Genomic DNA, 15,409 nt, shown 5'->3' on the forward strand with positions numbered 1-15,409 from the left:
ATGAAAAGAGTATTGTGTTTAATATTGATCTTGTTATTGGTTGTACCAACTCTTGTAGGTTGCGGTGAAAAAGAGTCTGATACGGTTAAAGTTGCATTGGTTGCACCTCTGACAGGTGATTTTGCCGAGTATGGAACAGGTTTTGACAATGCAGTCAAGTTGCTGGCGGATGAATGGAATGAAAAGGGCGGCGTTTTAGGGAAACAAATCGAAGTTGTCAGCTATGACGACAAGAACAGTGGAGAAGAGGCGGCATCCATAGCGGAAAGGATTGTAGGAGACAAATCGATATCAGCAGTTGTAGGACATTTCGCAAGTGGCGTGTGCATGGCTGCGTCACCGACATACCAAGAGGTCGGAATCGTAGAGATTTCTCCTTCAGCATCCCATCCTGATTATTCCAGCGAGGGTGACTATATATTCAGGAACAACAGTCTGATCAATGTGGAAGCAGCTGAAACACTCAAGATCGCTTCGGAAGTATTTGATGCAAAACGAGTAGCCGTACTTTCCGTTAAGACTGACTGGGGTACTTCAACTTCAGATATTCTGATAAACGATCTGGCTGCAGAATATCCAAATCTTGAAATTGTAGGACATGAAGAAATTGTTGACGGTACTGTGGACTTCTCACCAACGGTTACAGCTTTAATGGAAAATGAACCTGACACTATAATCGTTGTCGGCATGTACAACATATTAGGACCATTCACGCTGCAATACAAAGACGTTGATCCCGACATCAATCTTATAGGATTTTCAAATGCCTATAGCGAGCAATTGATCGAGCTGGCAAAAGAGGATGCAGAGGGAATCTGCCTTCCGACAATTTTCTTCCACAGCAGTCTGGATGAAAAAGTTGCAACTTTTGTATCAAGTTATGAAGAGGCATACGGTTCAATTCCAAACAGTTTGACAGCACAAGCCTACGACTCCATGGGTCTCATACTGACGGCAATGGAAAAGTCCGGTTCAGTGGACAGAGAGACCATCAAGAACGAACTCTATAACATCACTTATGATGGAATCTCCGGCTCAACTACTTTTGATGAAAATGGAGATGCTTTGAAGACATTCAACTGGCTGACCATTAAAGATGGAGAATTTGTTGAAGTAGAAAGATAGAAAACATGCTTATGGTGCAGTCGACAAGCTTTATGCTGCATCATAAGCGCACCATCATGGTTAAGTCATGGTTAATTTCTATTGAAATGAAATTGAGAAGGAGGTAAATGAGTGATAATTCAGGAAATATTTGATGGTTTAACTTTGGGCATGGTTTATGCACTGGTTGCCGTCGGCTATTCTTTGGTTTTCGGGATATTGAGACTGGTTAATTTCTCTCACGGTTCTGTATATGCATTCGGTGCCCATATAGCCCTTGTGACTGCAGTTTCCATGGGATACGGGATTGTTTGGGGGCTGTGCGCCAGTGTAATTGTAACCGGATTATTGGGAATTGCAATTGATAAAATAAGTCTGGAGCCCTTGAGAAAGAAAAAATCAAAACCCATATCAGCACTAATAACTACGATTGGAATATCCTATATTATACAAAACGGCCTGATGATTGTATTTGGCAGTGAAAGCAAGTGGTTTCCCAAGATTTTCGATTATGGAATGATATATATTGGGAATGTAGCATTAAAATCGACCCAGTTGGGGATTTTCCTGGTGTCGGTGGTATTGCTGCTCTTCCTCACCTTTATCATATACAGGACGAAGGTGGGACTGGCGATGAGAGGCATTGAACAGAATACAAAAGCGGCATACCTTATGGGGATAGATGTGAACAAGGTTGTATCCTTTACATTTTTCCTGGGAGGAGCTTCCGCGGCAATTGCCGGTACCCTGATAAGCGGTTACTATCAAATCGTGAATCCGCAAATGGGATTTATTGTCGGCTTAAAAGCGTTTTCGGCAGCGGTATTGGGTGGTATTGGAATACTTCATGGTTCGGTTTTAGGTGGAATCGTTGTAGGTATTTCAGAAAGTTTTGGGGTTTCATATTTAGGTGGTGGATACAGGGATGCCATGGCATTTTTAATTCTCATAGTTGTGCTTATAGTCAGACCTAACGGACTATTAGGTAAGAAAAAGGTTGAAAAGGTGTAAATATGAATAAAGAAAACAAGATCCATAGTATTTATAATAAGCTGCTTGATAAATTTGAAGACAGTAAAAAACTGAGGATTATTATATATGTTGCAACACTGATATTGGTAATAGCTCTACCCAAGATAGGATTGTCATCATACCTCATACGGGTAATGACAATGATCGCCTTGTATTCCTTGTTGGGGCAAAGCTTGAATCTGATCACAGGTTATACGGGACAAGTATCAATTGGACACGCAGGATTTTGCGCCATCGGAGGCTATACATCGGCGCTTTTGAATGTAACTTTCGGCATGAATTTTGTCCTGAGTGCATTGTGTGCAATGATTATAGCCGGAGTATTTGGCTTCCTGCTGGGGGCGCCTACACTTCGGTTGTCCGGAACGTATTTGACCATTGCCACTTTGGGCTTCGGTGAAATAGTCAGGATGATAGCCCTCAACTGGGAGGGCTTGACAGGAGGACCATTGGGTGTTGCAAACATAACCCGTCCGGTCATATTCGGAAAGGAGCTTACAACCTTTAATGGAGGACTCTTCTACTTGATCATGTTTTTGTTATTGATCGTGAGTTTGGCAATCTACGCCATCGTACGGTCCAAAATGGGAAGAGCCTTCATGGCGATCAGGGACGATGCATTGGCCGCCACTCTGATGGGAATAGAAGTGACCAGATACAAGGTGATCAGTTTTGTCATATCGGCAATGATAGCCGGTCTGGGAGGAAGTTTCTACGTCCATATGGTAAGGTTTATCGACCCCAACACATTCAATTTTGACATATCAATACTCATTGTCAGCATCATCATTCTAGGTGGCATGGGTTCCATGAGAGGTATATTCCTGGGTGCCATATTGCTTATTTCATTCCCGGAAATACTGAGATTTGCAAGTGAATACAGGTTTATAGTCTACGGGCTGATATTGGTGGTCATGATAAGATTTAAACCGGAAGGACTCTTGGGCGGACAGATAAGAAGAAAATATAGAATGCCCAGCGGAGTGAAAGGTGGTTTGTAATGAAAACAGTTGAAAATAAAACTTTGTTGGAAGTCAAGAATTTATCCATGAATTTTGGAGGACTTAAGGCTGTCGATGATGTTAACTTCGTTGTGAAAAAAGGCGAAATAATAAGCATAATAGGTCCGAATGGAGCAGGAAAGACTACGATATTCAACCTGCTTACAGGAATATATTCGGATTTCGGTGGAAAAATCATCTTTGAAGGCAGGGAAATCCAAGGAAAGACACCACAGGAAATCGTCATGGCAGGTATCGCAAGAACATTTCAGAATATCAGATTGTTCAAGGAAATGAGGGTCATAGAAAATGTACTGACAGGAACCCACACAAATACCCATTACAATTTTCTGGATTTGATTTTCAGAACCAGGAAATTCAGAAAGATTGAAGCTGAAAAGACGCAAAAGGCTATTGATATATTGGATTCAATCGGCCTCAAGGACAAGATGAGCGACTATTCGGTCAACCTGCCCTACGGAGATCAGAGGAAGCTCGAGATTGCAAGAGCCATAGCTACCAATGCAAAAATAATCCTGCTGGATGAACCGGCTGCAGGCATGAATCCACAGGAGTCGGAATACCTTCTGGATTTCATTAAAAGCCTGGTGGGCAGAGGCTATACGATTTTGCTTATTGAACATGACATGAGTGTTGTCATGAATATTTCGGACCGCATATACGTTATCGACCATGGTAAAAAAATTGCAGAAGGTCTTCCAACTGAAATAGCCAACAACAAACAAGTTATTGAAGCATATTTAGGTAAGGAGGAAGAAGACGTTGCTTAAACTTAAGAATGTTCATACCTACTACGATAATATTCATGCCCTGAAAGGAATCGACCTCGTCATAAACAGAGGCGAGATTGTAACACTGATCGGCAGTAATGGTGCAGGAAAGACAACGACATTGGGAACCATAACGGGATTGTTAAAGCCTAAAACAGGCAAGATATTTTACAACGACAAGGAAATGACAGGGATTATTCCCGGTGAAATTGTTAAAAGGGGCATAAGTCTGTCACCTGAAGGTCGTGAGGTTTTCCCCCAGTTGTCGATCCATGACAATCTCAGATTGGGTGCCTATACGAGAAAAAACAAGAAAGAGATTGAAGAAAGTTATGATATGGTATACGAGCTTTTTCCCCGGCTTAAAGAGAGAAAGAACCAGGTATCTAAAACACTTAGTGGCGGGGAACAGCAGATGCTGGCTATTGCAAGAGCCTTGATGGCGAAACCTGAGGTTTTATTGCTGGACGAGCCGTCTTTGGGACTGTCACCCAACCTGGTGCAAATGATTTTCAAATTGATTAAAGATATCAACAATCTGGGAACTACAATACTACTGGTTGAGCAAAATGCGAAGATGGCTCTTAGAGTAGCTGATAGGGCATACGTACTTGAAACAGGGAAGATCATTATGGAAGGCGATGCCAAAAAGCTTCTCAATGACGAGAATGTAAAAAAAGCCTATCTTGGAAACTTGTAATGAAGCAGTCAAAATTGTGATTAGGAGAAAAATAATATGAAAAAATTGATAAATTGCCCTGATGATGTTGTTTCGGAAATGCTAATGGGGATCGAAAAGGCCCATCCCGAATTAATTTATCACAGGGAAGTTGAAGTCATATCCAGAAGAGAAAAAACTGTGAATAAAGTGGGTATCGTATCCGGTGGCGGAAGCGGACATGAACCTGCCCATGCCGGCTATGTTGGATATGGAATGCTTGACGCAGCGGTTTCTGGAAATGTTTTTGCATCACCAAGCCCGGACAGAATCATCAAGGGGATACAAGAAGCGAATACGGGCCAAGGTGTCTTGCTTATCATCAAGAACTACTCGGGTGACATCATGAACTTCGAAATGGCCAAGGATATTGCTGAAATGGATGGCATAGAGGTTGAAGTGGTTGTTGTCAGGGATGACGTGGCAGTTGAAGACAGCAGTTATTCGGCAGGCAGAAGAGGGATTGCAGGGACTGTTTTTGTACACAAGGTAGCAGGGGCAAAAGCTCAAATGGGTGGAAGCCTGCAGGAAGTGAAGGCGGCAGCTGAAAAAGCCATTGAGCATGTGAATTCCATGGGTCTTGCCATGAGCCCCTGTATTTTGCCTGGAGTTGGTACGCCGGGATTTGTATTGGGCGATGATGACGTGGAAATCGGCATGGGAATACATGGAGAACCTGGTGTCTTTCACACAAATGTAAAAACGGCGAAAGAGTTTTCCGAGATACTTATCGATAAGATACTGGAGGACTATGACTATTCAGATTCTGAAGTGGCAGTAATGGTCAATGGTCTTGGGTCAACACCCTTGATGGAACTCTACATAATGTACAATGACGTTGAGGCTTTTCTGAAAGAAAAAAACATCAAGGTTTACAAATCTTTTGTAGGCAATTTCATGACTGCATTGGAAATGGGCGGATGCTCCATAAGCCTTATGAAGCTTGACGATGAATTGAAAGAACTGTTGGATTATGAAGCCGATACACCTGGATTTAAAGTGAGGTAATTATGAATTCTAACAATATTGTAGATATGTTTCTTGAGATTGCGGCTAAGATTGAGTCGGAAAAAGAATATGTGACAGAACTTGATTCTGTGTTAGGCGATGGCGACCATTGGGTAAACATCAACAAGGGTTACCAGAAGATTGTCAGCATGGAAGATAAATTGAGAACACTGGCTCTTAATGAACTTTTCAGGACAGTTGGTATGAGCTTGATGAGCACTGTCGGCGGATCCTCGGGGGTTCTATACGGGGATGCCTTCATCACGGCTTCAAAAACTCTGGTTGGAGTGGACGATATCGATCTTCCAAAAGGTGCGGAAGTATTGAAGGCGGCACTTGACGCCATGATGAAAAGAGGCAAGGCGAAACCGGGTGACAAGACGATGATCGATCCCTTGTACCAAGTTGTGACGGCTTACGAAGAAGCCTTGGAAGCAGGTGCGCCAAAAGAAGAAGTGGCAAAGATAATATCGGATACGGCTAAAAAGGGCATGAATGACACAAAGGATATGGTTGCTCAAAAGGGAAGAGCCACATATCGTCAGGACAAGGGTGTAGGCTATATAGATGCTGGTGCAGCAACCATGTATTATCAACTGGATATCATCGGGAAACATATAGCCGGATAAAGGAAGCTTGCGAGCTGGGGCAGGAACTATGGTTAATAGGTTTTTCTTTCGATAACCTAAAATAAATATATGAAAAATGGAGGAAACAATGGAATTAAAAAACAATGCAAAAATTACAGACAATGAAATTATCACAGGACTGAGAGGTGCCATCGAGCATCGTGCAACCTGGATGGGTATGATGATGGTTGAAGCAGAAAAGGAAGGCCATGATGCTGAAAGTTTTACAAGAAAAGCGATCCTGAATTGCGGCGGTTTTCACGGGAATAATATTATTGACAAACAGGTCGGCGAAGGCATTCCCCAATTCGAAAAAGTATTCCTACCTGAAAATACGAAAAAAGTATTTGAAATGGATGTCAAAACCTGCGATGAAGACAAACTGGAGGTGGAATTCCATTACTGCCCATTGGTGAGTGCCTGGGTAAAACAGGGTTATTCAGAAGAGCAGATCAAACTCATGTGCGATTGTGCCATGGATGGCGACAGAGGTATTGCTAAGGCTTGTGGATATGAGTTTAGCCTTGGAAAAACCATTGCAGCCGGTGATGATGTCTGCGAAGTAAAATTCAGCAAAAAATAAATAATAATTAGCATACCAGGTGCTGTCCAAATAGGGCAGTACCTATATTGCTTTTTAAAGATAATGTGGCGATGGTGTAATTTGACGCATTTGAATAGTCTATGCTATGATTAATAAAATAATGTATTAAGATATGAAAGTGGGAGATAGATTTGCAACTAAGGAAGTTGGTAATAATAAATATCCTGATTAGTATAAGTGCATTGATAATTGTTGGTGGACTGGTTTTTTCGACGATCAATACTACAATAAAAGACCAGTTTATCTATTCCAACAGGCTGGTTCTTGAAAATGGCAATGATTTGATAGAATCCTTCATAAAAAAGAACAAGGATACAGTACTGGACATAGTGATCAATCCGGTTGTCCAGGAGGAGCTGGATAAGTTTCATGAAGGTGATGCCGATATCGATAATATTGTTGACTATGTCGAAAGTCACTGGATTTATAACAACACTATAAAATCAGTCGGCGGATTTATGGAAGCTTATCCATACAAGGACAACAAGATATTTTCATTTGACCATGAGATGGACAGGTATACGGAAATTCAAAAATATGGGTGGATGTCGGAAGTCTTTAAAAAAAACGGTGCATTTTCAGTGAATGCCTGCGAAGTTGATGGGACCTCCTACATAAGAATAGCCATGTTGGCAAGCAGTATCAAGAATTGGCCCGAGCAGTTTTGTATATTTGCTTTTTATGTAAAGACAGAAGTGCTTTTTTCTATTTTCCATAACATTCATTTGGAAGATGCTTCAAGTCCTTACCTTATAGATGAATATGGGAATATAATTTTACCTTATGAGAATATCTATAATCTTTCAGAAGAGGATTTGATGAATAAAGAGCCAAATTGGTGGAAAAGAGGAAACCGCATCATATTGAATGTACCCATGACTAGTCTGGATTGGAAATTGATGGGAATCCTTCCTGAAAATGAGCTTATGACTAGAAGTAAAGACATTAAATCAACCTTTTATCTTGTGGGAGGTTTGGTTGTAATCGTACTGCTGATGATATCGGCAATTTTTTCCGCCTGGATTACACGTCCCATAAGAGCGCTTTCAAAGGAAATGGCCAGAGTTGAGCAAAATGACTTTCGTGAAATTGAAATAGGCAAATCATTTGGTCAGGAAACGAAGGATTTGTACAGGCAGTTCAATTATATGGTTAGAAGAATAAACAGCTTGATCGACGAAGTGTATAAGGCTCAAATAAATGAAAAGGAAGCAGAGCTGCTTGCCTTGCAGCAGCAGATAAATCCACATTTTCTATATAATACATTGGACTCGATTGCATGGATGAGTATGGCATACAAGGCGGAAGACATTAGATATATGGTAATGTCCCTTGCTTCAATGATGAGATACTCGCTGAATAAAGGAAACAACTATATTTCAGTTAGAGATGAACTTGAGCAAGTCAGGAATTATGTGGGAATTCAAGAAATCAGATACAACAACAAATTTACAACAACTTTTGATGTGGATAATGAGGTGCTGGAATATAAAATAATAAAACTTATTATTCAACCATTGGTTGAAAATGCTATTATTCATGGATTCAAGGAAGCGGGCAGATTTGGAGAAATAATTATTAGCACAAAACTGGTAGATGATTATCTTGAAATCAAGGTAATCAATGATGGCATTGAAATAGATATGGACAAAGTTAGAAAGCTCCTTGATCCGGAAATAAAGGGAAAACAAAAACACTATGGATTGAAAAATGTCAATGACCGTCTAATAATGAGTTTTGGAAGAGGGAGTGCAATTGGCTTTTCGGTAAGTAATGGAAAAACAGTTGCCAAGATTAGAATTAGAATTGATCTGTTGAGTAAAGGTGATATAGATGGATAAACTAAAAGTTTTAATTGCTGATGATGAAAAAATAGTACGAGAGGGTTTGAGACAGTATATTGATTGGGATGAATACAACATGCAGGTTGTGGCTACAGCAGAAAATGGGGAAATTGCCTTATCGATAATAAATGAGCAAAAAATTGATTTGTTGATTACAGATATCAGCATGCCTTTGGTTGATGGGATGGATATAATCAATGAACTCAAGGATAAGGATGATGCGCCAATTGTGATTTTGATAAGCGGCTACAGTGATTTCAAATATGCCCAAACAGCTCTTAGAAGTGCCATTGTTGAAGATTATATCCTTAAACCCATTGATTTTGATATTATGGATAGTGTTTTAGTAAAAGTAAGCAATAAAATCACATCCAGTCAGGTAAATGTTCAGTTTCCGGTCTTGGATCAGGATGAATGGAAAGAGTTTACCAGAACAAGTGCCATGACCATAATGAAATCCCAGAAGAGTATCGTTGCCAAAGTGGAGAGAGGTGCTGTGGATGAAGCTATCGAAGAGTTTGCAGGTGTGATGGATCGTTGTAAAATCAAGGATAGGTCAAGCAATTATATGAGGCGGTATTCTATAGAATTGGCATTGAGTATTTGTGAATTGACACTGGACAAGGTTGAATCGGCGGTCTTGTTTGCTAATGATCCTGTGAGGCAGATTACAGAACTAAGTACTGAAGATGAAGTATTTGACTACGTCAGGAATATAATGATAAAAGCGGATCAAGAATTGCGAAAAATGGATAGTGAGAGTACGTCGATATTGATACAGTCGGTTTTGAAATTTTTGAATGAAAATTATTCCAATAGCAGCCTGTCTCTTAACATGATAGCAGAAAATCATAATGTTACACCAAGCTATCTTTCCAATAAATTCAAAGAGGAAGTTTGTATTAATTTCATCAAATATCTCAATGGTATCAGGATAAAAAAAGCGAAGGAGCTGTTGGCGGATATTTCTTTAAAGGTGTACATGGTTTCAAGTGATGTGGGCTATGACGATGTTCGATATTTTTCAAGAATATTCCGAAAATACACCGGATATACACCCACTGAGTATCAAAAGAAGATAACATACAGTTCTATTGAGTGAGTATGAAAATTATTCAAGAAAGAATAGGAGGCAATCATTCGTGAAAAAAAACGTAGTGGTAATATTGATATGTGTTGCTTTAATTGTTGTCCTGATTGCCGGATGTCAACCGAAAGCAAAAAATGAAGGACCTAAATCTTTGAAAATTGGAGTGGCAGCTCCGATTACCGGAAACTGGTCTGAATATGGTTACGGATTTGAAGTTGCAACTGCAATTGCTGCTGAAGAAATTAATGAATCAGGCGGCATCAATGGAATGCCGATCGAACTGGTCGTAATGAATTCAAAAGGCGATACAAAAGAAGCGACTGCAATTGCGCGCAAATTTTCTGAAGATGAAGAAATACTGGCTGTGGTTGGCGACTTCTCAAGCACATGTTGCATGGCGGCAGCACCCATTTATGAAGAGGGGAAATTGGTTCAGCTTTCACCTACGGCGACAGACCCTGACTATGCCGGACTGAATGAGTATATGTTTGGAATCATGGGGGTACAGAGCGCCGAGGGACCATTTGTGACAGAATACTTGCTTGGAAAATATGTCAATGCTGATAATGTAGCAGTTATATACCTAAACAACGATTGGGGTGTCTCGGCAAGCCGTTATGTTATCAAAACAGCCAAAGAACAGGGTATAAATATTGTGGCTGAAGAAAGTCATGTTGATGGTCAGACGGATTTTTCTACTTTGCTGACTAAAGTTCAGCAGGCCAATCCCGATACAATATGCCTGATTACTTTTTATAATGAATGTGCAAGCATAGCCAATCAGATAGCTAAAATGAATTGGGATGTTCAGATTACAGCATTAGGGCCAGGAGCATCAGAACAGATCATAGAACTTGGCGGAGAAAATGTTGAAGGTTTACTGGCAAGTACCCCATTTTTTGCAATTGATGACGGAGATTCAAAACTATCTGTATTCAAGAGGCATTTTGAACTCGATGCAGGGTTTTCCCTGAATGTACATTCTGCATGTGCATATGATGCATTGAATATGATCGCTGCAGCAATGGAGAATTGTGATGAAATAACACGGGAAAATATACGTGATGAATTGGCAGGCCTCAGGGGCTTTACAGGGATAACCGGACCGATTGAGTTTCAACCGTCTGGCGATATAATTAGAAAATTCTTGATTGTAGGCATAGAGAACGGAAGTTGGACGATCAAGGCTGACTATGATTATGCTGATGAACTTGAATAGGATTTTGAAATGTCGAATTAGCTTATAGGCATTTCCAACATCTTGCAAATATTGCCTGTAAATATCACCATGGGTCTCGATGATACAACAGATAAAACTGCACAACAAAAAGAAAAGCAAACCCGCAAGTTTCTTGCCATCGGCTCGAAACTTGCGGGTTTTGTTCTAACATAGAATATCCAACAACGACACATATTGCTGTCCGCCGTGCATATCACGTTCGTCACGGCTTCCTTCAATAGGCACGCGGGGAAAACTTACTTTAGCAACTTGAATGTCATTCAGGCAGAAAACAAGTATATCCTCCGGTTTGACCTTGTATGTATGGGCTATAAATTCCCGTTCTCTTTCAAATGCATCTGCAACCTTCCTGGTATCTTCCGCACTATTGCAAAAAGCATCAATGGTAAGCCAGAATGGGCCTGCGTTTTTGCTGCGGATATATTTGACGGTCTGTTCGATTGTATTCATTTTACACCTCCAAATTTGGTTGACTAAACAGTTGCATAGTCAATGCGGACCAGTTCCAGTGGACTATCTACAGAAACCGTGTGATACAACTTGAATTCGTAGATTGCACCACGCTCGATCTCGGCAGGCGAGAAGATGAAACCATAGGAAGGCATCGGCTTGTCTTCGAAGATGTTGTGATGCAATAGCAGTGGATTGAATGCTTTGCAAATCTGAGTTGCCATTTCCTGTGTTGCTGCTGTAACCGTCAACATCATCATAATTTCATTGGGCACATAATCTTTTGGGACATCCATGCCCGATACACCGTTATAGCCATAAGGACGCAACCAAAAATGATAAGAATCCCTTGGTATTCCTACTCTTTCAAGTTTTTCCATACCTGCTTCAGATACTGCATCTACCCATGCCGTTGGATCCTGCATCACATGGCGGTCTCGAATGCCTGCCATACTGACTGTCTGATAACCTACCGGGCCGGATCCTTCCAGTTTCAGAGTATATGGTATTTCACTGATTGTCGTACCCTCCACACGAACGGAAGTCTCGGATAGTGCAGTATAGGTTGAATTGGAAGTGTCTATCTGAATACCCGGTTCTGTCAGCTGAATAGGATTAGAGTTTTCATAGATCATATGGGCGGATACGGAATAGGGTGAAACCGTGGTTCCAGGCTGAACTGAAAAAATGGTAAAACCCTTGTCATCAACTTCCATGAAGACGCCGCCTTGCAGACCGGCGTCGGTACACACACCGCCGCACTCGACGGTTTTGGCAGCATGCCAAGAGGAGGCGGGGTCACAGCCCTTAAGCAGTGGATAAGCTGCTATAACTGCGGTATCCGTAGATCTTCCGCCGATGATAATGTCTGCGCCCTTTTTAAAGGCTTCTTCATAAGCCTCTGCACCAAGCAGTGCTACGATGGTACTGCATTCTTCAAAGGTTCTCTCTGAAATCACAGGAGCACCATGCAAGGCACTTATTTTACCTTCGCGATATTTTTGTTTAATAAGCTCAGGATTCTGTTGAGAATAAATTCTTGCAATTTTCTTGCTGATTCCGGCTTCTTCACAGATTTCCTTAATCAACGCATAGGCGGTGTCAACACCCTCGTCAGAACCACAGGTTCCTGCAGAACCGATGGTCATTGGGATCCCAAGTTCATGGGCTCCGAGAACCATGCGTTTTAAATCTCTTTTGACATCACTTGTAGAATATTTTCCATGACCGGAACCCAGATAATATGGACCGGAATCCGTAGAACCCGCATCGCTGGAAATAATATCAGGCTTCATTGATAAGCCTGCTTTAAATGCTTCTTCTGTACAGTTCAGACCAACTGCACCATATGGAACAAAAACTTTTACTTTTGCCATTGATATCCTCCTTACCCAATATCTTTGCAATCATAACTTAACTTGACTTAAGTATAAACCGGATTTACAATAATGTAAAATACCAATAATTGAATCGAACCATAACATTGATGTTATATATATAGATTGAAGATTAAGAGGAGTTTATTAATGATTAATGAAAAACAGATAAATTATTTATTAACGGTTGCAGAGGAAAAGAATATTACAGCAGCTTCCAGAAAGCTTTTTATTTCACAGCCTGCCCTTAGCAGAATGATCCTTGACCTGGAACATGCTCTTGGTACGAAGCTATTTATTCGGGAACGTGGGAACCTTCAACTTACACAAGCTGGCGAAATATATCTTCGGGGGTGCAGGGATGTTTTGGCGATTTCTACTTCAGTGACTAAAAAAATAAAGGATTTGAAGGACAGTAAAAGCGGAAGAATCACCTTGGGGGTTACATCAATAACAGGAGAGTTTTTACTGCCCTCAATTCTGGATCCTTTTGAACAGGCTTTTCCCAATGTAGAGCTGGTGTTGATGGAAGAACGAATGAGCGATCTTCAAGAAAAGGTCATAAGCGGTAAAGCGGATATGGCCCTTGTATATCAAACTGATGAACAGGAGCTTGATTATCAGCTTGTTTTGGAAAATCCTGTCTATGTACAGATTCCGCCTTCGTTTTATAATGAACGATGTAAAGGGAAAAAAGAAAATGAAAGGATAAGGCTCTTGCCGGAAGACTTTTCCGATCAGCAGATTATATTATTGAAAAAAGGACGAGGTCTGCGTGTACTTGCAGATCAATTCCTGAAACAGTTTCAGATTACGCCCAGCAAGGTCATCGAGACGGACAACATTCACCTTGCCAGCAGTCTTGTGCGCTTGAATAAAGGGTTTACTCTTGTTCCAAGTATTATCGCATATCATTTTTCACAAAACAACAATCTCAGCTTTTATGGTGAGATAGAAAAGTACCCTATGGAACGCAATCTGTATTGTTGTTATAGAAAGTCGAGATATTTGACCAAGGCGGAAGTCTTTTTGATGGATTTAATACCAAGAATGGTACCTCAAAATATTACCTGATGACTGTCGGTGGCGGCGTGGTTTTTATTGATGGATAAGGGGGATTTAACAGTAAATTGCAATAATAAACTTAATTTAACACTTTGACTTTATTAAATCATTACATTGATATATAATTAAAGCAATTTAGTGAATTCAGCATAGCGATATAAAAATGAGGTTAATATGGAGCTGCAGCAGGTTTGGATAGTACAAGGTGTTTTTTTTACATTAGCTTTCATAGGATTCTTTTTAAAACGTAAAAATCTAATAAAATCAGAAAATAAAGGTTTCTTGACGGATTTAGTACTGAATGTTTTCCTGCCTTTTAGTATTGTAAATTCTTTTCAAATGTCTTTTGAAGCAGACATGGCAAAAACATTTGGTGTCTTGGTTGGACTTTCGATAGGTGTTGTTATCTTGAGTTATTTTTTAGGTCCCTTTTTATTTTCCAAATATACGATTGAACAAAAGAATGTATTGCGATTCGGAACGCTCATATCAAGTGCAGCATTTATAGGTATGCCTGTTGCGGAAAGCTTTTATGGTTCGCAGGGATTGATGTATGCTTCCATTTATGTAATACCGATACGTGTAGCCGTATGGACTGTAGGGATGTCCATTTTTACAGGTGATAAAGGCGATAAAGGTACCTTGAAGAAAGTTGTCGGACATCCCTGCATGATAGCCATATATATTGGTGTGGCAATAATGATTTCGGGGATTCGCTTTATGGAACCAATTGAAACAACGGTAGTCATGCTGTCGAGATGCACAACACCGTTAGTCTTATTGCTGATAGGCAGCATAATAGGTGAAATAGAGGACTTGAAAACAATGTTTGCCTGGGATGCCATTCGATTTTCGGTTATACGGGTGATTGTCATCCCGGTAATCGTCTATTTCATTACATTAATATTGCAAATTGATCCTGTTGTAGGAGGTGTGGCAGTTCTGCTTGCAGCAATGCCTGCTACGAGTGTAACGCCTGTATTGGCAGAAAAGTTCAACAGCGATTATGTGCTGGGAACTAAAATAGTCGTTTTATCATCTGTATTGTCTTTGCTGTCAATTCCTATCTGGAGAATGGTGCTTTAGCAGGTTCGTATGAACCCCTTGATATACTAAGTGAAATCAAGGGTTAGAGAGATTAATAGTTAAAAATATTTGTGGGATTGCCGACAATTTGAAGTGCCCCCTGTCAAGTAGACAGTAGAAAAAACAAAAAATTTAGTACCGTCAACTAATTAGTTGGCGGTATTTTTATGCAGCATTATCCATGAGATATTGTCTATATTCCAATGGTGTCATACAGTTTAATCTCTTCTGATATCGATTGTTGTTGTAATAAAATATATAATCCTTAATTGCTGCTTCCAGCTCATCGTAAGTATTGAATTTCTTCAAATAGTACATTTCTGATTTTAACATTCCCCAGAAGGCTTCCATAGGACCATTATCAATACACC

The 15,409-nt window shown here is 40.4% G+C and carries 16 protein-coding genes; 13 read left to right on the top strand and 3 right to left on the bottom strand.

Going from position 1 to position 15,409, the window contains the following annotated elements; all coding sequences use genetic code 11:
* From BUB05_RS16345 to BUB05_RS16395, 11 genes are all read left to right on the top strand, one after another.
* The gene (locus BUB05_RS16345) at nucleotides 1–1,125 is read left to right on the top strand and encodes an ABC transporter substrate-binding protein (RefSeq protein ID WP_073050684.1); all 1,125 of its coding nucleotides are present in this window, start codon (nucleotides 1–3) and stop codon (nucleotides 1,123–1,125) included.
* Between the two features lie 111 nt (nucleotides 1,126–1,236).
* On the top strand, nucleotides 1,237–2,115 hold the full coding sequence (locus BUB05_RS16350; RefSeq protein WP_073050685.1) for a branched-chain amino acid ABC transporter permease: 879 nt from the start codon (nucleotides 1,237–1,239) through the stop codon (nucleotides 2,113–2,115).
* A 2-nt stretch (nucleotides 2,116–2,117) separates the two neighbouring features.
* Nucleotides 2,118–3,137 (top strand): branched-chain amino acid ABC transporter permease, encoded by a 1,020-nt coding sequence (locus BUB05_RS16355; protein ID WP_073050686.1) that lies wholly within the window; start codon nucleotides 2,118–2,120, stop codon nucleotides 3,135–3,137.
* Nucleotides 3,137–3,928, top strand: coding sequence for an ABC transporter ATP-binding protein (locus BUB05_RS16360; RefSeq protein WP_073050687.1), 792 nt, complete (start codon nucleotides 3,137–3,139; stop codon nucleotides 3,926–3,928). The genes BUB05_RS16355 and BUB05_RS16360 overlap by 1 nt, the downstream gene beginning before the upstream one ends.
* Nucleotides 3,921–4,628, top strand: a complete 708-nt coding sequence (locus tag BUB05_RS16365) for an ABC transporter ATP-binding protein (RefSeq protein WP_073050688.1) — start codon at nucleotides 3,921–3,923, stop codon at nucleotides 4,626–4,628. The genes BUB05_RS16360 and BUB05_RS16365 overlap by 8 nt, the downstream gene beginning before the upstream one ends.
* Nucleotides 4,629–4,664: 36 nt before the next feature.
* Entirely contained in the window at nucleotides 4,665–5,654 is a 990-nt protein-coding gene (gene dhaK / locus BUB05_RS16370) for a dihydroxyacetone kinase subunit DhaK (RefSeq protein WP_073050689.1), read from the top strand.
* A 2-nt stretch (nucleotides 5,655–5,656) separates the two neighbouring features.
* Nucleotides 5,657–6,283 (top strand): dihydroxyacetone kinase subunit DhaL, encoded by a 627-nt coding sequence (dhaL, locus tag BUB05_RS16375; protein WP_073050690.1) that lies wholly within the window; start codon nucleotides 5,657–5,659, stop codon nucleotides 6,281–6,283.
* A gap of 88 nt (nucleotides 6,284–6,371) precedes the next feature.
* A complete protein-coding gene (locus BUB05_RS16380; RefSeq protein ID WP_073050691.1) occupies nucleotides 6,372–6,866 on the top strand; it encodes an L-2-amino-thiazoline-4-carboxylic acid hydrolase in 495 nt (164 codons plus the stop codon).
* A gap of 152 nt (nucleotides 6,867–7,018) precedes the next feature.
* Complete coding sequence (locus BUB05_RS16385; protein WP_073050692.1) at nucleotides 7,019–8,728, top strand: sensor histidine kinase; 1,710 nt, start codon at nucleotides 7,019–7,021, stop codon at nucleotides 8,726–8,728.
* Nucleotides 8,721–9,833, top strand: coding sequence for a response regulator transcription factor (locus BUB05_RS16390; RefSeq protein WP_073050693.1), 1,113 nt, complete (start codon nucleotides 8,721–8,723; stop codon nucleotides 9,831–9,833). Before BUB05_RS16385 ends, BUB05_RS16390 begins: the two co-directional genes overlap by 8 nt.
* A 40-nt stretch (nucleotides 9,834–9,873) precedes the next feature.
* Entirely contained in the window at nucleotides 9,874–11,040 is a 1,167-nt protein-coding gene (locus BUB05_RS16395) for an ABC transporter substrate-binding protein (protein ID WP_073050694.1), read from the top strand.
* A 165-nt stretch (nucleotides 11,041–11,205) separates the two neighbouring features.
* Here the strand turns inward: BUB05_RS16395 and BUB05_RS16400 are convergent, their stop codons facing one another.
* Together BUB05_RS16400 and BUB05_RS16405 are read right to left on the bottom strand one after the other, a co-directional pair.
* Complete coding sequence (locus BUB05_RS16400) at nucleotides 11,206–11,511, bottom strand: DUF4387 family protein (RefSeq protein WP_073050695.1); 306 nt, start codon at nucleotides 11,509–11,511, stop codon at nucleotides 11,206–11,208.
* Nucleotides 11,512–11,534: 23 nt separating this feature from the next.
* On the bottom strand, nucleotides 11,535–12,887 hold the full coding sequence (locus tag BUB05_RS16405; protein WP_073050696.1) for an acyclic terpene utilization AtuA family protein: 1,353 nt from the start codon (nucleotides 12,885–12,887) through the stop codon (nucleotides 11,535–11,537).
* Between the two features lie 150 nt (nucleotides 12,888–13,037).
* Between BUB05_RS16405 and BUB05_RS16410 the strand changes: the two genes are divergently transcribed.
* Both BUB05_RS16410 and BUB05_RS16415 read left to right on the top strand, forming a co-directional pair.
* Nucleotides 13,038–13,961 (top strand): LysR family transcriptional regulator, encoded by a 924-nt coding sequence (locus tag BUB05_RS16410; RefSeq protein WP_073050697.1) that lies wholly within the window; start codon nucleotides 13,038–13,040, stop codon nucleotides 13,959–13,961.
* 165 nt (nucleotides 13,962–14,126) lie between these two features.
* Entirely contained in the window at nucleotides 14,127–15,038 is a 912-nt protein-coding gene (locus BUB05_RS16415) for an AEC family transporter (protein ID WP_073050698.1), read from the top strand.
* 165 nt (nucleotides 15,039–15,203) lie between these two features.
* Here BUB05_RS16415 and BUB05_RS16420 read toward each other — a convergent pair.
* Nucleotides 15,204–15,409, bottom strand: a 206-nt coding sequence (locus BUB05_RS16420; protein ID WP_139258051.1) for an IS3 family transposase, incomplete at its 5' end; no start/stop codon positions are given.

The sequence above is a fragment of the Dethiosulfatibacter aminovorans DSM 17477 genome (genome assembly GCF_900142005.1).
Classification (GTDB): domain Bacteria; phylum Bacillota; class Clostridia; order Tissierellales; family Dethiosulfatibacteraceae; genus Dethiosulfatibacter; species Dethiosulfatibacter aminovorans.